General features: G+C 59.7%; 18 protein-coding genes. 9 read left to right on the forward strand and 9 right to left on the reverse strand.

The features are described from left to right. Positions 1–143 precede the first annotated feature (143 nt). From AC06G5_RS24485 to AC06G5_RS24510, 6 genes are all read left to right on the forward strand, one after another. Positions 144–1499: an imelysin family protein gene (locus AC06G5_RS24485; protein ID WP_413427906.1), complete on the forward strand. Its 1356-nt coding sequence runs from the start codon at positions 144–146 to the stop codon at positions 1497–1499. Between the two features lie 290 nt (positions 1500–1789). Continuing rightward, positions 1790–3217 carry a di-heme oxidoreductase family protein gene (locus AC06G5_RS24490; RefSeq protein WP_413427907.1) on the forward strand — a complete coding sequence of 476 codons (1428 nt, stop codon included), beginning with the start codon at positions 1790–1792 and terminating at the stop codon, positions 3215–3217. 27 nt (positions 3218–3244) lie between these two features. Then, entirely contained in the window at positions 3245–4309 is a 1065-nt protein-coding gene (locus tag AC06G5_RS24495) for an imelysin family protein (protein ID WP_413704076.1), read from the forward strand. 14 nt (positions 4310–4323) lie between these two features. Next, positions 4324–5424, forward strand: a complete 1101-nt coding sequence (locus tag AC06G5_RS24500) for a DUF1513 domain-containing protein (RefSeq protein ID WP_480458501.1) — start codon at positions 4324–4326, stop codon at positions 5422–5424. A gap of 201 nt (positions 5425–5625) precedes the next feature. Beyond that, positions 5626–6774: an efflux RND transporter periplasmic adaptor subunit gene (locus AC06G5_RS24505; RefSeq protein WP_413427910.1), complete on the forward strand. Its 1149-nt coding sequence runs from the start codon at positions 5626–5628 to the stop codon at positions 6772–6774. 13 nt (positions 6775–6787) lie between these two features. Next, positions 6788–9814, forward strand: a complete 3027-nt coding sequence (locus AC06G5_RS24510; RefSeq protein WP_413427911.1) for a multidrug efflux RND transporter permease subunit — start codon at positions 6788–6790, stop codon at positions 9812–9814. Between the two features lie 196 nt (positions 9815–10010). Here AC06G5_RS24510 and AC06G5_RS24515 read toward each other — a convergent pair whose 3' ends face one another. The 5 genes from AC06G5_RS24515 to colR form a co-directional block, all read right to left on the reverse strand. Continuing rightward, entirely contained in the window at positions 10011–10238 is a 228-nt protein-coding gene (locus AC06G5_RS24515; RefSeq protein ID WP_413427912.1) for a hypothetical protein, read from the reverse strand. A gap of 2 nt (positions 10239–10240) precedes the next feature. Then, the gene (locus tag AC06G5_RS24520) at positions 10241–10954 is read right to left on the reverse strand and encodes a lipopolysaccharide kinase InaA family protein (protein ID WP_008018518.1); all 714 of its coding nucleotides are present in this window, start codon (positions 10952–10954) and stop codon (positions 10241–10243) included. 4 nt (positions 10955–10958) lie between these two features. Then, the gene (locus tag AC06G5_RS24525) at positions 10959–11627 is read right to left on the reverse strand and encodes a class I SAM-dependent methyltransferase (protein ID WP_413427913.1); all 669 of its coding nucleotides are present in this window, start codon (positions 11625–11627) and stop codon (positions 10959–10961) included. Between the two features lie 154 nt (positions 11628–11781). Next, positions 11782–13056, reverse strand: coding sequence for a sensor histidine kinase (locus tag AC06G5_RS24530; protein WP_413427914.1), 1275 nt, complete (start codon positions 13054–13056; stop codon positions 11782–11784). Beyond that, positions 13046–13729 (reverse strand): two-component system response regulator ColR, encoded by a 684-nt coding sequence (gene colR / locus AC06G5_RS24535; protein WP_007985839.1) that lies wholly within the window; start codon positions 13727–13729, stop codon positions 13046–13048. Before colR ends, AC06G5_RS24530 begins: the two co-directional genes overlap by 11 nt. A 202-nt stretch (positions 13730–13931) precedes the next feature. On the opposite strand from colR, the gene AC06G5_RS24540 reads away from it, so the two are divergent. Then, entirely contained in the window at positions 13932–15881 is a 1950-nt protein-coding gene (locus AC06G5_RS24540; protein WP_413427915.1) for an LTA synthase family protein, read from the forward strand. A 54-nt stretch (positions 15882–15935) separates the two neighbouring features. Further along, on the forward strand, positions 15936–16679 hold the full coding sequence (locus AC06G5_RS24545) for a phosphatase PAP2 family protein (protein ID WP_413427916.1): 744 nt from the start codon (positions 15936–15938) through the stop codon (positions 16677–16679). 243 nt (positions 16680–16922) lie between these two features. Here the strand turns inward: AC06G5_RS24545 and groL are convergent, their stop codons facing one another. From groL to AC06G5_RS24565, 4 genes are all read right to left on the reverse strand, one after another. Beyond that, positions 16923–18569 (reverse strand): chaperonin GroEL, encoded by a 1647-nt coding sequence (gene groL / locus AC06G5_RS24550; RefSeq protein WP_413427917.1) that lies wholly within the window; start codon positions 18567–18569, stop codon positions 16923–16925. A gap of 49 nt (positions 18570–18618) precedes the next feature. Beyond that, the gene (locus AC06G5_RS24555) at positions 18619–18912 is read right to left on the reverse strand and encodes a co-chaperone GroES (RefSeq protein ID WP_007985847.1); all 294 of its coding nucleotides are present in this window, start codon (positions 18910–18912) and stop codon (positions 18619–18621) included. Positions 18913–19160: 248 nt separating this feature from the next. Continuing rightward, positions 19161–19637 carry an FxsA family protein gene (locus AC06G5_RS24560; protein WP_108228577.1) on the reverse strand — a complete coding sequence of 159 codons (477 nt, stop codon included), beginning with the start codon at positions 19635–19637 and terminating at the stop codon, positions 19161–19163. 66 nt (positions 19638–19703) lie between these two features. Then, the gene (locus tag AC06G5_RS24565) at positions 19704–20435 is read right to left on the reverse strand and encodes a HugZ family pyridoxamine 5'-phosphate oxidase (RefSeq protein WP_057396773.1); all 732 of its coding nucleotides are present in this window, start codon (positions 20433–20435) and stop codon (positions 19704–19706) included. Between the two features lie 165 nt (positions 20436–20600). Between AC06G5_RS24565 and AC06G5_RS24570 the strand changes: the two genes are divergently transcribed. Next, entirely contained in the window at positions 20601–21359 is a 759-nt protein-coding gene (locus AC06G5_RS24570; protein WP_413427918.1) for an SDR family oxidoreductase, read from the forward strand. The last annotated feature ends 13 nt before the right edge of the window (positions 21360–21372 follow it).

Here is a 21372-nt window from a genome sequence, read left to right on the forward strand (position 1 = left end):
CTACAGAGTTGCGATCCTCACTCTGTGAATAAGAAATATTTCCAGGTACAACCCTTTACACATAATGCGAAAGATTTGCATTATGTCGCAGTTTTGCGTGCGCATAGCACGACTCCACCCTCTATCGAAGCAGGATGTTCGCCATGATTCGTATGCCTCTGGCTACCGCCAGTCTGTTGGCCATCGCTATTTCCCTCGCCGGTTGCGGCGAAGGCAAAGACAAAGACAAAGCTGCCGCGCCTGCGCCAGCTGCCAGCACTGCGGCTGCCCCGGCTGCTCCAGCCGCTGCGCCTGCCGCTGCCGGTAAAGTCGACGAAGCCGCCGGCAAAGCCGTTGTCGCTCACTACGCCGACATGGTTTTCGCCGTCTACAGCGATGCCGAATCCACCGCGAAGACCCTGCAAACCGCCATCGACGCCTTCCTCGCCAAGCCGAACGCCGACACTCTGAAAGCCGCCAAGGCTGCCTGGGTTGCCGCTCGCGTGCCTTACCTGCAGAGCGAAGTGTTCCGCTTCGGCAACACCATCATTGATGACTGGGAAGGTCAGTTGAACTCCTGGCCGCTGGACGAAGGCCTGATCGACTACGTCGACAAATCCTACGAACACGCCCTTGGCAACCCGGGTGCTACCGCCAACATCATCGCCAACACTGAAGTGCAGATCGGCGAAGACAAGGTCGATGTCAAAGACATCACCCCGGAAAAACTCGCCAGCCTGAACGAGCTGGGCGGTTCCGAGGCCAACGTCGCCACCGGCTACCACGCCATCGAATTCCTGCTCTGGGGCCAGGACCTGAACGGCACCGGCCCAGGCGCCGGCAACCGTCCGGCCTCGGACTACCTGGAAGGCAAAGGCGCTACCGGCGGCCACAACGACCGTCGTCGTGCCTACCTGAAGTCCGTGACCCAGCTGCTGGTCAGCGACCTGGAAGAAATGGTCGGCAACTGGAAGCCGAACGTGGCCGACAACTACCGCGCCACCCTGGAAGCGGAACCGGCTGAGTCCGGCCTGCGCAAAATGCTGTTCGGCATGGGCAGCCTGTCCCTGGGTGAACTGGCGGGCGAGCGCATGAAGGTTTCCCTGGAAGCCAACTCCCCGGAAGACGAACAGGATTGCTTCAGCGACAACACTCACAACTCGCACTTCTACGATGCCAAGGGCATTCGTAACGTGTATCTGGGTGAATACACCCGTGTCGACGGCACCAAAATGACTGGCGCCAGCCTGTCGTCCCTGGTGGCCAAGGCCGACCCGGCTGCCGACACCGCGCTGAAAGCCGACCTGGCCGCCACCGAAGCCAAGATCCAGCTGATGGTTGATCACGCCAACAAGGGTGAGCACTACGACCAGTTGATCGCTGCCGGCAACACCGCGGGCAACCAGATCGTCCGTGACGCCATCGCGTCGCTGGTCAAGCAGACCGGTTCGATCGAAGCCGCCGCTGGCAAACTGGGCATCAACGACCTGAACCCGGACAACGCTGATCACGAATTCTGATCAACGCTGGCTGAATGAAAAAGGCGACCTGCGGGTCGCCTTTTTTGTTGGCCGGAGCACTGACCACTGTAGGAGCGAGCTTGCTCGCGATGGACGTGAACGGTGACGCGTGCTGCCTGGAAAAATGCGTTGCCTTCGAATTCATCGCGAGCAAGCTCGCTCCTACACAGGGGATCGTGGTTTCCAGATGAACCCTGCCCCACATCAAGCAAACGATAATTCCTCTTATTCAAATTCCCATCCCCTGTTAGACTTTGCGCCCTTGTTTTGCTCGTCTTTCAGGATGTCTGATGCCCCCGCTGCCTCTTCGCTTGTCCGCACTGTTTCTGGCATTGGGCCTGAGTGCCTGCGATGACGCGCCGAAATTCACCCAGGCTGAACCCGGTGAAGCCCGCTCCGGCGGCAGTGCGACTGTGCGCAAGACCGATCAGAACGCGTTTTCGATGCCCTCGGCGAATCTGCCGCCGTCACGGCGTGTGGATTTCAGCGTCGGCAACAGTTTCTTCCGCAGCCCCTGGGTGATCGCCCCGTCGACGACGACCGCTCGCGATGGCCTTGGCCCACTGTTCAACACCAATGCCTGCCAGGGCTGCCACATCAAGGACGGCCGCGGCCATCCGCCGACTCCGGACGATGCGAACGCTGTGTCGATGCTGGTACGCCTGTCGATTCCCGACGCCCCGGAGTATGCCAGGGTCATCGAACAGCTCGGCGTGGTGCCGGAGCCCGTCTACGGCGGTCAGTTCCAGGACATGGCCGTACCCGGTGTGGCCCCCGAAGGCAAGGTGCGGGTCGACTACACCGCCGTGCCGGTTCGCTTCAAGGACGGCACCGAAGTCGAGCTGCGCAAGCCAAGCCTGAACATCACCCGGCTGGGCTACGGCCCGATGCACCCCGACACCCGTTTCTCGGCGCGTGTAGCGCCGCCGATGATTGGCCTGGGCCTGCTCGAAGCGATCCCCGATGAGGCGATCCTGGCCAACGCAGAAGCACAGGCAAAGGCGAACAACAGCATCAGCGGACGGCCGAACCAGGTGTGGGACGATGCCCGGCAAAAGACAGTTTTGGGAAGATTTGGCTGGAAAGCCGGACAACCGAACCTCAATCAACAAAATGTTCACGCTTTTTCGGGTGACATGGGCCTCACGACCAGCCTGAGACCCTTTGATGACTGCACGGATGCGCAAATTGCCTGCAAACAGGCACCCAGTGGCAACGGCCCGAATGGCGAGCCGGAAGTCAGCGATAACATCCTGAGCCTGGTGCTGTTCTACAGCCGTAACCTCGCCGTCCCGGCTCGTCGTGACGTCAACGCCCCTGAAGTGCTGGCCGGCAAGACCCTGTTTTATCAGGCCGGTTGCCAGTCCTGCCACACACCGAAATACACCACCGCCGCCAACGCCGCCGAACCTGAACTGGCCAATCAAGTGATTCGCCCGTACAGCGATCTGCTGCTGCATGACATGGGCGACGGCCTGGCCGATAACCGTAGCGAATTCCAGGCCAGCGGCCGCGAATGGCGGACCCCGCCGTTGTGGGGCATCGGCCTGACACAGGCGGTCAGCGGCCACACCCAGTTCCTGCACGACGGCCGTGCCCGCAACTTGCTCGAAGCCGTGCTCTGGCATGGCGGCGAAGCGACAGCGGCGCAGCAACAGGTTTTGTCTTTCAATGCCGAGCAGCGCACCGCGTTGCTGGCGTTCCTGAATTCCCTTTAACACGCATTCCACTCGCGGGAGCCCGACATGTTCCGTCCCAAACTGTTGTTCACCAGCCTTGCCGCACTCGCCCTGGGTGCCTGCTCGCCCCAGGACCCGCAAGCGGTCACGTCGGCGGCCATCGCCAAGTCGGTGATCCTGCCGACCTACACCCGCTGGGTTGAAGCCGACCGTCAATTGGCGGTCAGCGCCCTCGCCTATTGCGAAGGCAAGGAAACCCTGGAAACCGCCCGTGCCGACTTCCTGCACGCGCAAAAAGCCTGGGCCGAACTGCAACCATTGCTGATCGGGCCGTTGGCCGAAGGCAACCGTTCGTGGCAAGTGCAGTTCTGGCCGGACAAGAAAAACCTGGTCGGCCGTCAGGTCGAGCAACTGGTCACCACCCAGCCGCAGATCGATGCTGCCGCACTGGCCAAGTCCAGCGTTGTGGTACAGGGCCTCTCGGCCTACGAATACATTCTGTTCGACAGCAAGCCTGACGTAGCCAACGCTGAACAGAAGGCCAGGTATTGCCCGCTATTGGTTGCGATTGGCGAACGCCAGAAGCAATTGGCCGAAGAGATTCTGCAAACCTGGAACAACACCGACGGCATGCTCGCGCAAATGAGCAAGTTCCCGAACCAGCGCTACGCGGACTCCCACGAAGCGATCGCCGATCTGCTGCGTGTGCAAGTCACGGCCATCGACACCCTGAAGAAGAAACTCGGCACGCCGATGGGTCGCCAGAGCAAGGGCGTACCACAACCGTTCCAGGCCGATGCATGGCGTAGCCAGGCTTCCCTGACCAGCCTCGAAGCCAGCCTCGCGGCCGCCAAAACCGTCTGGGAAGGTGTGGATAACAAAGGCCTGCGCAGCCTGTTGCCGAGCGAGCATAAACCGTTGGCCGACAAGATCGATGCGGCCTATGCCGCCTCGCTGAAGCTGTTCGCCGGCAACCAGCGTTCGCTGACCGAAATGCTCAATGACGACGCCGGTCGCCAGCAGCTCAACGAGCTGTATGACAGCCTCAACGTCGTCCATCGCCTGCACGAAGCTGATCTGGCCAAGGCGCTGGGCATCCAACTGGGCTTCAACGCCAACGACGGTGACTGATGAGGGCGAGCTCCATGCTGCGACGCCAGGTTCTGACATTAGGTAGTTTGTTGCTGGGTGCGGTGACGCTGGGCGGCTGGAAGCTGTTCAAGCAAAAGGACAAGAGTCCGTTGTTGCTTTCGGCACGGGACGATACCGATGGCCAGCATTACGCCGTGGGTTATCGACTGGACGGCACCCAGGTGTTCGCCACCCGGGTCGGCCAGCGTTGCCACGACATCATCAACCACCCGACACAGCCGATTGCGCTGTTTGTCGCCCGCCGTCCGGGTACCGAGAGCTACCTGATCGACCTGCGCGACGGCGCGCTCCTGCAAACCGTGGTGTCACAGCCCAACCGGCACTTCTACGGACACGCGGTGATTCACCACAGCGGCGACTGGCTGTACGCCACCGAAAACGACACCAGCGATCCGGGGCGCGGCCTGCTCGGTGTGTATAAATTCGAAGGCGGACGGCTGGTGCACAGCGGTGAAATTTCCACCCACGGCCTCGGGCCGCACCAGGTGTCGTGGATGCCCGACGGCGAAACCCTGGTGGTGGCCAACGGCGGGATTCGCACTGAAGCCGAAAGCCGGGTGGAGATGAACCTCAACGCCATGGAACCAAGCCTGGTCCTGATGCAACGTGACGGCACCCTGTTGAGCAAGGAAACCCTCGCCCAGCAGATGAACAGCGTGCGCCATCTCGCCATCGCCAGTGACGGCACCATCGTCGCCAGCCAGCAGTTCATGGGTGCGGCCCACGAGTCGTCGGAGCTGTTGGCGATCAAGCGTCCCGGTCAGCCTTTCGTAGCATTCCCGGTACCCGAGCACCAGTTGCAGGCCATGGGGCACTACACCGCCAGTGTCGCGATACATAGCGACTTGCGCCTGGTGGCGTTGACTGCACCGCGGGGCAACCGCTTTTTCATCTGGGACCTGGACAGCGGTGAAGTACGCCTGGATGCACCACTGCCCGATTGCGCCGGGGTCGGTGCCGTGGCCGATGGATTTGTCGTGACCTCGGGTCAGGGGCGCTGCCGCTACTACGACTGCCGCCAGACAACTCTTATTGCAAAGCCGCTGGAGCTGCCGGCAGGGCTCTGGGACAACCATCTGCATCTGATAGCCTGAATCATTGAAAAAATCGCCGCCTTGGGCTGCGCTTGTATCCGGGTGACGGACACACGGCAGGCGCGGCCCAAGGCGGCGAATCTTTTCAGGCTTTCGCCTCTCTAATACCTCACAAACTGTAAAAACGGCAGTTGGATTACCCTCTACACTCCCGGTAATGTGCCCCGCTGTCTCACCTGATTTCCTCCAAGGAACTGGAATATGCTGCGTCGCCGCATGCTGATCATGTTGGGTGTTGTTCTACTGATTGTGCTGGTCCTGGCCGCGTACAAAGCCTTCTCGATCTACACGATGGTTCAAGGCTTCTCTGCGCCCAGACCGGCCATCAGCGTTGCCGTGGCCACCGCCACCGAGCGCCCATGGCAAGCCCGCCTGCCTACTGTTGGCACGCTCAAGGCGTTACAAGGCGTGGACCTGAGCCTGGAGACCGATGGCACCGTCATCGATTTGCAGTTCGAGTCAGGGCAAAAGGTCAAGGCCGGTCAACCACTCCTGCGTCTCGACAGCGCCGTTGAAAGTGCCCTGCTGGAAACTGCTCTGGCCGACCTCGGGCTGGCACAGCTCGATTACGGTCGCGGTAGCCAACTGGTCGGCAGCCAGGCCATTTCCAAAGGCGAGTTCGACCGCCTCTCGGCGGTCCTGAAAAAGAGCAGGGCCACGGTCAATCAGCTCAGGGCCGCGCTCGAGAAAAAACGCATCGTCGCGCCGTTCAGCGGCACCATCGGCATTCGTCAGGTGGACGTCGGCGACTATGTGGCCACCGGCACCATGATCGCCACCCTGCAAGACCTCAGTAGCCTGTATGTCGACTTTTTCGTGCCCGAGCAGTCGGTGCCGAAGATTGCTCTCGGCCAGCCAGTGCGGGTCATTGTCGCGGCGTATCCGACCCTGGAGTACCCCGGCACCATCAGTGCAATCAACCCCAAAGTCGAGAACAGCACCCGTAACGTGCAGGTCCGCGCCACCCTGGCCAACCCCGATGGCAAGTTGATGCCAGGCATGTTCGCCAGCCTCCAGGTGCTCCTGCCCGACCCGCAACCGCGCATCGTGGTACCGGAAAGCGCGATTACCTACACGCTCTACGGCAACTCGGTGTACGTGGCCGTACCAAAGAAGGCCGAAGATGGCAGCCTGCAAAAGGATGACAAGGGCCAGCCGGTGCTGATCGCCGAGCGGCGTTTTGTCGAAACCGGCGAACGCCGCGACGGGCAAGTGATGATCACCAAAGGCGTGCAGAGCGGCGACAAAGTGGTGACCGCCGGCCAGCTCAAACTGGACAACGGCGCACGCATTGCCATCAGCGACGACAAGACCCTGGCTGAGCAGAGCAGCCCGCCACGCGCGGACTGATCAAGGAATCCCCATGGCATTTACCGATCCGTTCATCCGCCGCCCGGTTCTCGCAACCGTAGTCAGCCTGCTGATTGTGCTGCTGGGCTTCCAGGCCTGGGGCAAGCTGCCGCTGCGCCAGTACCCGCAAATGGAAAACGCCCTGATCACGGTGACCACCGCCTACCCCGGGGCCAACGCCGAAACCATCCAGGGCTATATCACTCAACCGATGCAGCAAAGCCTGGCGAGCGCCGAGGGCATCGACTACATGACCTCGGTGAGTCGCCAGAACTTTTCGGTGATCTCGATCTACGCACGCGTCGGCTCCAACAGCGACCGTCTGTTTACCGAACTGCTGGCCAAGGCCAACGAGGTCAAGAGCCAGCTGCCCCAGGACGCTGAAGACCCGGTGCTGAGCAAGCAATCTGCCGATGCGTCAGTGCTGATGTACATGAGCTTCTTCAGCAAGGAATTGAACAACCCGCAGATTACCGATTACCTGTCACGGGTGATCCAGCCGAAACTGGCGACCTTGCCCGGCATGGCCGAAGCCGAGATCCTCGGCAACCAGGTATTTGCCATGCGCCTGTGGCTGGACCCGGCGAAGCTCGCGGGTTTCGGCCTCAGTGCCAGCGATGTGACCAACGCGGTGCGCCAGTACAACTTCCTTTCGGCTGCCGGCGAGGTGAAAGGCGAATACGTGGTCACCAGCATCAACGCCAATACTGAACTCAAGTCCGCCGAAGCCTTCGGGGCAATTCCGCTCAAGGTCGAAGGCGACAGCCGTGTGCTGCTACGGGATGTGGCGCGCGTGGAAATGGGCGCGGAAAACTACGACACCATCAGCTCGTTCGGTGGCACTCCTTCGGTGTATATCGGCATCAAGGCGACGCCTGGCGCCAACCCGCTGGAAGTGATCAAGGAAGTGCGCAAGATCATGCCGGACCTCGAGGCCCAGCTACCGCCAAACCTCAAGGGTGAAATCGCCTACGACGCCACCCTGTTCATCCAGGCCTCGATCGACGAAGTGGTGAAAACCCTGTTTGAAGCGGTGCTGATCGTGATCGTGGTGGTGTTCCTGTTCCTCGGGGCCCTGCGTTCGGTGGTGATCCCGGTGGTGACCATCCCGCTGTCGATGATCGGCGTCATGTTTTTCATGCAGATGATGGGGTACTCGATCAACCTGCTCACCCTGCTGGCGATGGTATTGGCCATCGGTCTGGTGGTGGATGACGCCATCGTCGTGGTGGAAAACATTCACCGCCACATCGAGGAAGGCAAGACACCGCTCGAAGCCGCCATTGAAGGCGCCCGGGAAATCGCGATGCCGGTGGTGTCGATGACCATCACCCTGGCGGCGGTGTACGCACCGATCGGTTTCCTGACCGGCCTGACCGGGGCGCTGTTCAAGGAGTTCGCCCTGACCCTGGCCGGCGCGGTGGTGATTTCCGGAATCGTCGCCCTGACCCTGTCGCCGATGATGTGTGCGTTCCTGCTGCGCCACGATGAGAACCCCAGTGGCCTGGCCCATCGCCTGGACCTGATTTTCGAAAGCCTCAAGCGCCGCTACCAGAGCCTGCTTCACGGCACCCTCAACACCCGGCCGGTGGTATTGGTGTTCGCTGTAATCGTGTTGTGCCTGATTCCGGTCCTTCTCAAATTCACCAAGTCGGAGCTGGCACCGGATGAGGACCAGGGCATCATTTTCATGATCGCCAATGCCCCGCAACCGACCAACCTCAACTACCTGAACATCTACACCGACGAGTTTGTCTCGATCTTCAAGGCGTTTCCCGAGTACTACTCGTCGTTCCAGATCAATGGTTTCAACGGCGTGCAATCGGGCATCGGCGGTTTCCTGCTCAAGCCGTGGAACGAGCGCAGCCGCACGCAAATGTCGATCCTGCCCGAGGTGCAGGCCAAACTGGAAAAGATCCCGGGGTTGCAGATTTTCGGTTTCAACCTGCCATCACTGCCGGGCACCGGCGAAGGCGTGCCGTTCCAGTTCGTCATCAACTCCGCCAATGATTACGAATTGCTGCTGCAGGTGGCCGACCGGGTAAAAAAACGGGCGAAGGAATCCGGCAAGTTTGCGTTTGTCCACGTTGACCTGGCTTTCGACAAGCCGGAAGTGGTGGTCGATATCGACCGTGCCAAGGCCGCGCAGATGGGGGTTTCCATGCAGGATCTGGGGGGCACCCTGGCAACCCTGCTGGGTGAAGCCGAGATCAACCGTTTCACCGTTGAAGGTCGCAGCTACAAAGTCATTGCCCAGGTCGAACAGCCATTTCGCGACAATCCGGACTGGCTGAACAATTACTACGTGAAAAACTCCAAGGGCGAACTGTTGGCGCTGTCGACCCTGATCACCGTCACCGACCGTGCTCGACCGCGACAGTTGAACCAGTTCCAGCAACTCAACTCGGCCATCCTGTCCGGAGTGCCGCTGGTGAGCATGGGGGAAGCCGTCGACCTCGTGCACCAGATCGCCCGGGAAGAGGCACCTGCCGGTTTTGCCTTCGACTACGCCGGCGCATCGAGGCAGTACGTTCAGGAAGGCAGTGCCCTGTGGGTCACCTTTGCCTTGGCATTGGCGGTCATTTTCCTGGTACTGGCGGCCCAGTTCGAAAGCTTCCGCGACCCGCTGGTGATATTGGTCACCGTACCGCTGTCTATCTGCGGTGCATTGATTCCGCTGTTCCTGGGCTGGTCGAGCATGAACATCTACACCCAGGTCGGGCTGGTGACGTTGATCGGGCTGATCAGCAAGCACGGCATTCTGATCGTCGAGTTCGCCAACCAGCTACGCAAGGACAAGGGCCTGACGGCACGGGAGGCCGTGGAGGAAGCAGCAGCCATCCGCCTGCGTCCGGTCTTGATGACCACCGCGGCGATGGTATTCGGCATGGTGCCATTGATCATCGCCACCGGTGCTGGCGCGGTCAGCCGGTTCGACATCGGCACGGTCATCGCGACGGGCATGTCGATCGGCACACTGTTCACCCTGTTCGTGTTGCCCTGCATCTACACCTTGCTGGCCAAACCGGATAAACCCTGATGCAGAAAAACCTGTGGGAGCGGGCTTGCTCCGGGCGGCGCTCCGACGAAAGCGGGGTGTCAGACAACAGAGTTGTTGAATGACAGGCCGCATTCGCGAGCAAGCCCGCTCCCACACAGGTCAGCGTTGAAACATGAAATCAGGGCAAAAAAAAGGCCTCGCATCAGCGAGGCCTTTCATTTGGGTTTCAATCGGTTCAATTCTGCGGCCTCAATCCCTGAGAAAGTCCGAACATGAACAGCAACAAATCATGATCGGGTCGAGTAGCCACGGATGCCTTCGCAACCCGCGGCAACGGACAATGTTCTTCTGCGCTTATCGAGCTGAGAACCTGGGGGCGTGGTTGCTCCCAGGCTGCCATCGCGATCGATGCAACTGCCAAGGCTCCTACCAGAAACAAACCTCGTGCAATTTCGAGTTTCATCGCTATAAATCCTTGATAGCGCTGCCAAACGCCGTCTCATAAAAGTAGACGAGCTTTTTCCAGTCTGCTTCGCTGAACGACGAGTGGCGACGCAACTGCTTCATGTCATGGGCCGCTGCGCGATGAGCGGTCAAACGCTGTCGGGATTTCTCCAGATCGATCAGGGCCACTTCGACCTTGGCCGTCTCGCCCTCACCGGTCACGCGAACGAATACGTGCTTGTCGTAAAGGCAACCGTGCTGCCAGCGGCCCTTGTGCATGCGCGCCAGGTTTTCAGCCAGGTCCTTGAGCACGCGGTCATGTATGGCTTCACCATGACGCTCGCGACCGCCACCGGCGTACCAGCGATCGATTTCCTCGAAGCCGTCCAGCGACCTGGTGACCAGCAAGGCACGCCATTTGTGCACTGGATCACGCTGCGCGCCGCAGAAAACGATATGCGGAACCCGTACGCCAAGCGCGGCGACACCGTTAAGCGCAGCACTCTCGCGCAGTACTGTCGGCCGCCCGAAAGGGTGCTGCCAGCTACGATGGATATGCCCGGTCTGACGCTTGACGTAGAGCAGCTGACCATCACTGCCCATCACTCGTTGAACGCCGCTTTCCCCGCCGCGACGGACGTTAGGTTCCTCGACCCATTCACCGCGCTGATTCCAAAAGTAATCGAAGCGATCCTGGGGAGCGACTTCCGTTTCTGCTGCATACTGCACTGCCATCCTGTTACCTCTTGCGTAATACGTAAACTCGCCACATCGCATAGAGCGGCAAAAAGTCCAGTTGTTCCTGGATGCGGAAACCCGCCTGCTCAAATTCCTTTTCTACGGTAGCGACCGGTAACACAAACCGGTTTTGGTAACCTTCCTGCCCACGGGTTTTCTCCGAACGCTTGCGTTTCCAGGCCTTGAAGTTGCCATCGACCCACAGCGAAAGGATCACGCTGTCACGGGTAACTCGCTCGAATTCGCGCAAAATGGCCATGCGATGCTCGGCTTCACCGATGTGGTGGAGCAAGCGCATGCAAAAAATGCTGTCGACGGCGTTGTCCGGCAAGGCGATGTCGAATGCAGAAGTGTGCAAGGGCTGTACCCGTTTCACCACGTGGGCGGATTGCGCCTGGGTTGCGACCTTCAGCATGGACTCCGAGTTATCGGCACCGATGATCACGCGGTTGGTTTTTTCCGCCAGCAAGGGCCAGAAACGCCCTGCACCGCACGGCAAGTCGAGGACCAGGCCGGGCTCGCCAACCAGGGCCAGCGCCTTGCGAGCCAGTTGTTCTTCACGCCAATGGGACAGCCGACGGCCGAGACCTTCCTGGTGTTTGCGCAAATAGCGTTGCGCGTGTTGATCGTCGTATTTTTCGGAAAAATCGAGTTTGATCGGACCTTCCATCACCAGGTCTCCTGAACTTCTGATAGCAACTACCTTAGGTTTCGCGGTGTCGGTGTCAGGTGAGCCACTTGTGAAAATTTCATTACGGAAAACCCGGAAGTATTACAGGCTTTTACAGAGTTGACAGGGTTTGCTGGACGCCTGACTCAACAGATCAGGTTCGGGACAACTCCACCTGAAAACGACAACCATTGGGCTCCATGGTTGTCAGGCTGACGCTCCAGCCCTGGTTTTCACAGATCCGCTGCACCAGTGAAAGTCCCAGGCCCAACCCTTCCCCGCGCTTTTCGTTGCCCCGGACGAACGGTTCGAACATCGCCTCGCGTTTTTCCTCGGGAATGCCCACGCCACTGTCTTCGACCAGAAAGCCCGTGCCCGTCAGGGTCAGGCGGATGAAGCCCTGTTCGGTGTAATGCAAGGCGTTGCGCAGCAAGTTACCCATCACCGCGTGCAAAAACGTCGCATTGTAGCCCTTGGCCTCAGGCTCGCCCGGTTCGAAGATCAGCTTCAACCCTTTGCTTTCAATGGGCTCGCGCCACAGACCGAGCAGGCCCTCGGCCACCTGGCCCAGGGACTGCTGTGGCGACATGCTGGCGTCTTCGCGCTGGGCACGGGCCAGCATCAGGAAGGTTTGCACCAGCTCACGCATTTCTTCGCATGCGCGGGCGATGCGCTCGACCTGGGCGCGGCCGCGCTGATCGATTCCTGGGTTTTCCAGCAGCAACTCGCAGGAACTGGCCAATATCATCAGGGGTGTACGCAATTCGTGGCTGACGTCGCTGGTGAACAACCGCTCGCGGGTCAGGGCCTGACGCAAGCGCCCGAGGGTGGCGTCGAAGGCCACGGCCAACTCGCCCACTTCGTCGGCGGCATAATCCGGAGCCAAAGGGGGGGCCAAACCGAGCAGTTGATCGCGATGGCGTACCTGGCGGGCCAGCCGCACCACCGGCGCCATGACCTTGCGTGCCAGGACCCAGCCGAGAAACACCGCCAGCGCCAGGCTCAGTACGAAACCCACCAACACCACGGCAAACAGCACCCGCTCGCGCTCTTCGAAGTCGCTCTGGTCCTGCAACAGCACGTAACGTCGGCCGTCGACGATTTCGACCATGGCGTGGTACGACAGGTTTTCACGGAACACTTCGTGGAACCCCGGCTCCAGGTGCCGCAGATCCTTGGGCAAGTTGAAATCACCCCGTCCGCCGCTGAAGTAGAACAATTGGTCCGGTTCGGGTCGATGGCTCCAGTCCGCGACATTGTCCATCAGCAACAGGCGCTGCAGATCGCCGCCCAGACCCGCCGAAATCAGTTTTTCCTCCACCAGGTGCACGGTCGCCACGATGCCCATGGCAAAGGCACCGGCCACCAGTGCGCTCATCAGCGCAAAGGCAATGATGATGCGTTGAGAAAGGCTCTGCTTAAACTCCATCACGGCCCTCGGCCAGGCGATAGCCCACACCGTGCACGGTTTGCAGCAATGGCTTGGCGAACGGTTTGTCGATCACCTGACGCAATTGGTGGACATGGCTGCGCAGGCTGTCGCTGTCCGGGCAGTCGTCCCCCCACAGCGCCTCTTCAAGAATTTCACGGCGCAATACATGAGGGCTTTTCTGCATCAACACGGCCAGCAACTTCAGGCCGACCGGGTTGAGTTTCAGCAACCGGCCTTCGCGGGTGACTTCCAGGGTGTCAAGGTCATAGCTCAGGTCGCCGACCTGCAAGGTCCGCCGCCCGCCGCCCTGGGTCCGGCGCATGACCGCTTCGATACGGGCCGCCAGTTCAGACAGGGCAAACGGCTTGATCAGGTAATCATCGGCACCCGACTTGAAGCCTTGCAGACGGTCATCCAGTTGATCACGGGCCGTGAGCATGATCACCGGCGTTTCGCGGCGGGCATCTTCGCGCAGGCGCTTGCACAAGGTGTAGCCATCGATACCGGGCAACATGATATCGAGCACGATCAAATCGTAGTGCTCGGTGGCCGCCAGATGCAGGCCAGACAGACCATCCTGCGCGCAATCCACGGTATAGCCTTTGAGCCCCAGGTAATCGGCCAGGTTGGCCAGGATATCGCGGTTGTCTTCAACCAATAGAATTCGCATGGGTATCTCTCCGTCCACAGTAACGGCCGTCATGGCCCGCGCAGCTTAAGGCCAAGTGCGGCCCACGGCTAGGGGAAGGCCAGGGGTGAATCAATTCGATCAACCGAAAGGTATGATTAACAAGTTTTTCACTATCGATTCACGGGCTGACTACAGTGATCAGCCGAGACTCTCACGCGCTTGATAACAAGGAATACAAAAAATGGACTATTTGAAGACGGCCCCCATGCGCTTTTTGCTGCTGGTGACCGGCTCCTGGCTGGTGATTTTTTTTCTGACTCGAACAGTCCTGCTCCTGACGCATCTGGATGAGGCCGGAAGCGGATTCCTGTCGGTGTTCGGCATTGGCCTGCTCTACGACCTGGGCTTCATTGCCTACGCGGCACTGCCGATGGGCCTCTACCTGTTGCTGTGCCCGCCGGCCCTGTGGCGCACTCGTGGCCATCGCTGGTTCCTTCAGGGGCTGCTGACGGTCAGTCTGTTCGCGATGTTGTTCACCTCGGTGGCCGAATGGCTGTTCTGGGATGAGTTCGGCGTGCGCTTCAACTTCATCGCCGTCGACTACCTGGTGTATTCCGACGAAGTACTGAACAACCTGCTTGAGTCATACCCGATCGGCACGCTGCTGAGCATCCTCGCCGTGCTGGCCGTGGCCCTGAGTCTTGCATTGCGCAAACCCTTCAACGCTGCACTCGATGCACCGTTGCCGCCGCTGCGTGGGCGCTTGCTGAATGTGCTCGGTTTGTTGATCGTCGCCGGCCTGAGCATGCAACTGCTCAGCCAGGACGCCCCGCGCGCCCAAGGCGGCAACGCCTATCAGAACGAACTGGCGAGCAATGGCCCGTATCAATTCTTCGCGGCATTCCGCAACAACGAACTGGACTACCCGCAGTTCTACAGCACACTACCGTCGGCCGTGGTTGCCCAGCAGATACGCGCCGAACTGGCAGAACCCAATGCCCGCTTCGTGGGTGAGGACCCGCAGGACATTCGTCGGCAGATCGATAACCCGGGCGCACCGCGTAAACCCAATATCGTGCTGGTCACCATTGAAAGCTTCAGCGCCAAGTACATGGGCAGCAACGGTGACACCCGTAACCTGACCCCCTACCTTGATGCCTTGCGCAAGCAGAGCCTGTATTTTAATAATTTCTACGCCACCGGCACCCGCACCGACCGCGGCCTGGAAGCCATCACCCTGGCGATTCCGCCGACACCCGGCCGCTCGATCGTCAAGCGCGTGGGTCGTGAAAGCGGCTTTGCCAGCCTTGGCCAGCAACTCAATGCCGTGGGCTACGACAGTGTGTTTGTCTATGGCGGGCGCGGTTACTTCGACAACATGAATGCGTTCTTCAGCGGCAACGGTTATCGCGTTGTAGACCAGAGCAGCGTCGAGGAGTCGGAGATTCACTTCAAGAATGCCTGGGGCATGGCCGACGAAGATCTCTACAGGCAGACACTGAAACTGGCCGATGCCGACTACGCCAGGCAGCAGCCATTCCTGCTGCAACTGATGACGACGTCCAACCATCGTCCTTACACCTATCCGGACAACCGGATCGACATCAAGTCCGGCAACGGCCGTGACGGTGCGGTGAAGTACACCGACTACGCCATCGGTCAGTTTCTCGATCAGGCGCGTCAAAAACCCTGGTTTGACAATACAATCTTCGTCTTTGTCGCCGACCACACCGCAGGCAGCGCCGGTAAGGAAGACTTGCCCATCGCCAACTATCAGATTCCGCTGTTCATCTATGCGCCCAAGTTGATCGAAGCTCGGGAAACTGCACAATTGGCCAGCCAGATCGATCTGGCGCCAACGTTGCTGGGTTTGCTCAATCTGGATTATGAATCGACATTCTTTGGCCGTAACCTGTTGCAGGACAACCCGCTGCCACCACGCGTGGTGCTCGGTAACTACCAGCACCTGGGGTTGTTCGACGGCAAGGACCTGGCGATCTTGAGCCCCCGCCAGGGCTTGCGTCGTCACGATGACGCGCTGACTGAAAGTCGCGAGTCCCGGTCTACCGCCAGTGACCCACTGATTACCCGCGCAATCACCTATTACCAAACTGCCAGTTATGGCTTCAAGCAACAGCTGCTTGGCTGGAAGGCGCCCAAGGAGGGTGCCGGTCAAGTCGGCGAACGATAACCGAATCGCCCCGGGCTGATGCCCCGGGGCTTTTTCCTTTGTTCAGGATCCACCATGTCATCAACTGCTGTCCGCCCCGCCCCTCGCCCGCTCAATTTCTGGGTGTGTCTGGGGGTTCCCGCCGTTGCGGCGATCACTCTGGTGTTGCTCGAACTGACCTCACTGGACATGGACCTTGCCAAGCTTTTCTACGACCCGGTCGCGGGTGACTTCATCGGACGGCACAGTTACTTCCTGGAAAACATCCTGCATACCCGCGCCAAGCAGGTAGTCATTGCATTTTCGGTGTTCGCCATACTCGGTTACATCACTTCGTTCTTCATGGCCAGGCTCAAACCGTTCAAGCGCGAACTGGGTTGCCTGGTACTGTCCCTGGGCCTGGCGACTTCCTTTGTCACGCCCATGAAAGCGGTGACCGCAGTGCAATGCCCCTGGAGCCTTGAGCAGTTCGGCGGTCACGAGACGTACAGCGAACTGTTGAGCCCTCGCCCGCACACCGAAAAACCGGGACGTTGCTGGCCCGGCGGCCATGCGGCCACCGGTTTCACCCTGTTTGCCCTGTTTTTCGTATTGCGTGACCGTCGCCCGCGCATGGCGCGCGCAGCGTTTGTCTTCGCCTTCGCCCTCGGCTCGGTGTTCTCCATCGGGCGGATGATGCAGGGCGCGCACTTCTTCTCGCACAACGTGTGGACAGCGGTGTTCTGCTGGCTGATTTGCCTGGGGTCGTATTACTGCGTTCTGTATCGACCGGCCTCCAAGTCCGAAAAAGTCACCAAGGCTCAACCCGTCAGCGTCTGAGCCGACGCCTTCGCGGGCAAGCCCGCTCCCACAGGATTTATGCAGTTCCCTGTGGGAGCGGGCTTGCTCGCGAAGGCGGAGTGTCATTCAGCATCCATGTCGGCTGACACTCCGCCTTCGTCGGAACGCCGCCCGGAGCAAGCCCGCTCCCACAATGGATCGATGTTAGCTTCGGATTCCGGGCAATAAAAAACCCCGCCTGCTTTCGCAGACGGGGTTTTTTCGTACGGGGGTAAGGCTGGCTTACATCATGCCGCCCATGCCGCCCATACCGCCCATGTCTGGCATACCGCCGCCAGCACCGCCGTCTTTCTTCGGTGCATCAGCAACAGCGGCTTCGGTGGTCAGGATCAGACCGCCGATCGACGATGCAGCTTGCAGCGCGGAACGGGTGACCTTGGTCGGATCCAGGATACCCATTTCGATCATGTCGCCGTATTCGCCAGTCGCAGCGTTGTAACCGAAGTTACCTTTGCCGCTCTTGACTTCGTTGACCACAACGCTTGGCTCGTCACCGCTGTTGGCAGCGATCTGACGCAGCGGTGCTTCAACGGCACGACGCAGAACAGCGATACCTACGTCCTGATCAGCGTTGTCGCCTTTCAGATCGTTCAGGGTTTGCAGAGCGCGGATCAGCGCAACGCCACCGCCAGGTACCACGCCTTCTTCAACGGCAGCACGAGTAGCGTGCAGGGCGTCTTCAACGCGGGCTTTCTTCTCTTTCATTTCTACTTCGGAACCAGCGCCAACCTTGATCACTGCAACGCCGCCGGACAGCTTGGCCAGACGCTCTTGCAGTTTTTCACGGTCGTAGTCCGAGGAAGTTTCGGCAACCTGAGCACGGATCTGAGTGATGCGTGCTTCGATGTCGCCGTGTACGCCAGCACCGTCAACGATGATGGTGTTTTCCTTGGACAGGGTCACGCGCTTGGCGCTGCCCAGGTTTTCCAGGGTTGCGCTTTCCAGGCTCAGGCCGATCTCTTCGGAGATAACGGTACCGCCGGTCAGAACGGCGATGTCCTGCAGCATGGCCTTGCGACGATCGCCGAAGCCTGGAGCCTTGACGGCTGCGACTTTAACGATGCCACGCATGTTGTTCACAACCAGAGTCGCCAGGGCTTCGCCTTCAACGTCTTCGGCCACGATCAGCAGTGGGCGGCCGGCTTTGGCAACGGCTTCCAGCACTGGCAGCATTTCGCGGATGTTCGAGATCTTCTTGTCGACCAACAGGATCAGCGGGCCGTCCAGCTCAGCGACCATGGTCTCTGGCTTGTTGACGAAGTACGGGGACAGGTAGCCACGGTCGAACTGCATGCCTTCAACAACCGACAGTTCGTTTTCCAGGCCCGAGCCTTCTTCAACGGTGATCACGCCTTCTTTACCGACTTTTTCCATGGCTTCGGCAATGATGTCGCCGATGGAGTTGTCGGAGTTGGCGGAGATGGTACCAACCTGAGCGATAGCCTTGGTGTCAGCGCATGGCTTGGACAGGTTTTTCAGCTCTTTGACGATGGCGATGGTCGCCTTGTCGATGCCGCGCTTGAGGTCCATCGGGTTCATGCCGGCAGCGACGGCTTTCAGGCCTTCGTTGACGATCGACTGAGCCAGAACGGTAGCGGTGGTAGTACCGTCACCAGCGTCATCGTTGGCACGGGAGGCAACGTCTTTGACCAGCTGCGCACCCATGTTTTCGAAACGGTCTTCGAGTTCGATTTCTTTGGCGACGGAAACACCGTCCTTGGTGATGGTCGGAGCGCCGAAGCTCTTCTCGATGATCACGTTACGGCCTTTCGGGCCCAGGGTCGCTTTTACCGCGTCAGCCAGGACGTTAACGCCTTTGAGCATTTTCTTGCGGGCGGAATCGCCAAACAGAACTTCTTTAGCAGCCATGATCGATATTCCTTAAATACTTTGTAGTAGCGGAAAATGAACGGGGGTATCAGCCTTCGATAACAGCGAGGATTTCGTTCTCGCTCATTACCAGCAGGTCTTCGCCGTCGACTTTCACAGTGTTGCTGCCGGAGTAAGGACCGAACACAACCTTGTCGCCCACTTTCACGGACAGTGCACGCACTTCACCGTTTTCCAGTACGCGGCCGGTGCCTACAGCGAGGATTTCGCCGCTGTTGGCTTTTTCAGCAGCCGAACCTGGCAGGACGATACCGCCAGCGGTTTTCTTTTCTTCTTCGCTGCGACGGATGACGACGCGGTCATGCAGAGGACGAAGCTTCATTGTCGATCTCTCCTAATTGTGGTTTTCATCGGCCGGTGTAGTCCCGGCGGGTTTAACAAAGGCCGGCGATGCCGGTTGCGGTTCGTCAAGCGAACCGCGGAAGTCTGTCTGGCGTGTTCGCCAGAAACCTTGCGGTGACCGTTACATAAGGGCGCATAAGCTTATTACAAGGGCGGCGATGAAAAAATTTTCAGGTCGATGCCCCGCAAACGAACACGGCACCCGAAGGTGCCGTGTGTGGAGTGCCATTACTTGGTATCTCGGTGTTCGAACTCGCCTTCGATCACTGTCGGCTCACGCCCCAGTGGCTCGCGGGGGGCTGGACCGCCGCGTGCCTGCAGGTCGTCGGCGAACGCTCGCTGACGCATCGCCTGCTCTTCGGCGCGCTGGCGCATTTTACCCGCCAGCAGGCGACGACTGAACGGCAGCAGCATGAACAGGCCGATCACATCGCTGATGAAACCCGGAAGAATCAGCAGGCCACCGGCCAACGCCAGCATCAGGCCTTCGAGCATGGTCTGGGCCGGCAGTTCGCCGCGGCTCAGACTTTCACGGGCACGCAGGGCCGTGGCCAGGCCGGCGATGCGCAGCACGAACACACCGAACATCGAGCCGAGAATGATCAGCAGCAGGGCCGGGAAAAACCCGATGGACCCTGCCACCTTGACGAATACGAACAGCTCCAACACCGGGAACAGCAGAAAGAGCAACAAAAAAGGGCGCATCAAATGGTTCCTCAACGCAAGAATGCCTTGCCAGTTCACCTTAGATGACGTCGCCGTTTCGTGAATTCAAGCGTCGGCCACTTCATTTTTCGGCCAATGTTCGGCGTGAGCCAGAGAAACCAAGGCCTCCCGGACTTGTGTCGGCGTATTACAAGGCGCTTGAAACGGCAACCAGTACAGACTTTGACCGATGCGCAGGTGCATACCTTCGGCGTCGATACCGGCCATTTGCGCCGGCACGTTTGTCGGCAACCCGGCCAGCTCGACATAATGGGCGATGGCCTTGGCGTGATCGGCGTTCATGTGCTCGACCATGCTCAGTTCAACCTTGCCGGCGAAAGGGTTGGCCAGGGTCAGGTCATTGACCCAATGAATCGCGCCAAAACCGCCGATATACCGGTGGCGTACAGGCTTGAGCACCCAGAAGTCGAAATCGTGGGCCTTGTGATAACCCTGCGACTCCGGGAAATAGCGGTAGTAACGTTCGGAGGCGGCTTCGATGGCGGCTTCGTCTTCGAGCTGCTGCGCTTCGGCCAGATAGGTCAGTCGACCAACGGCCTGGACATCCTCAGCGCCACGCTCGCCCACGAACAGCGAGCATTTCGGGTCTTTCTGCAAGTTGTGGGTGTGCTGGGCGATGCGGCTGATCAGGATCAGCGGCCGGCCCTGCTCGTCCAGGCAGTACGGAACCACGGAGCCGAACGGGAAACCGGGCATCGATTTGGAGTGCGTCGAGAGCACTCCACGGTATTCCTTGAGAAGCAATTCTCGTGCATGCTTAGCCGCTTCAACGCTCAATTTATGACTCCTTAAATAGAATCCGTCATAAAAACGGACGAGCTGCTGGTGAAAGTCCCAGCACGCCATCGGGGGCAGTTCTCATGTGCAGCCAGGCCACATCAGGTGCAGATCGAGAGGCTCTCATCAAGGAAACCACTCAGACCTGCTACCGGGGGCATGCGAATGCAACTCACTGACAAAGTAATCATTATCACTGGCGGTTGCCAGGGTTTAGGCCGCTCCATGGCCGAGTATTTCGCAGGCCTGGGCGCGAAACTCGCGCTGGTGGACCTGAACCAGGAAAAACTCGATGACGCCGTCGCAGCCTGCAAGGCCCAGGGTGTCGAGGCACGCGCCTACCTGTGCAACGTGGCCAACGAAGAGCAAGTGACTCACATGGTTGCCCAGGTCGCTGAAGACTTCGGCGCGATCCATGGCTTGATCAACAATGCCGGGATCCTGCGTGACGGCCTGTTACTCAAGGTCAAGGATGGCGAAATGACCAAAATGAGCCTGGCCCAGTGGCAGGCGGTCATCGACGTCAACCTGACCGGCGTGTTCCTGTGCACCCGTGAAGTCGCGGCGAAGATGGTCGAGCTGAAAAACGTCGGCGCGATCATCAATATCTCGTCGATTTCCCGCGCCGGCAACGTCGGCCAGACCAACTACTCCGCCGCCAAGGCCGGTGTCGCCGCCGCGACCGTGACCTGGGCCAAGGAACTGGCGCGCTACGGTATTCGCGTGGCCGGCATTGCGCCGGGCTTCATCGAAACCGAAATGACCCTGGGCATGAAGCCCGAAGCGTTGGAAAAAATGACCGCCGGAATCCCGCTCAAGCGCATGGGCAAACCTGAAGAGATCGCCCACTCGGCGGCATACATCTTTGAGAACGACTACTACACCGGCCGTATTCTGGAGATGGATGGCGGGTTGCGTCTCTAAGGCCAACCCAAAA

It is taken from the genome of Pseudomonas sp. WT-JTC, from assembly GCF_056711565.1.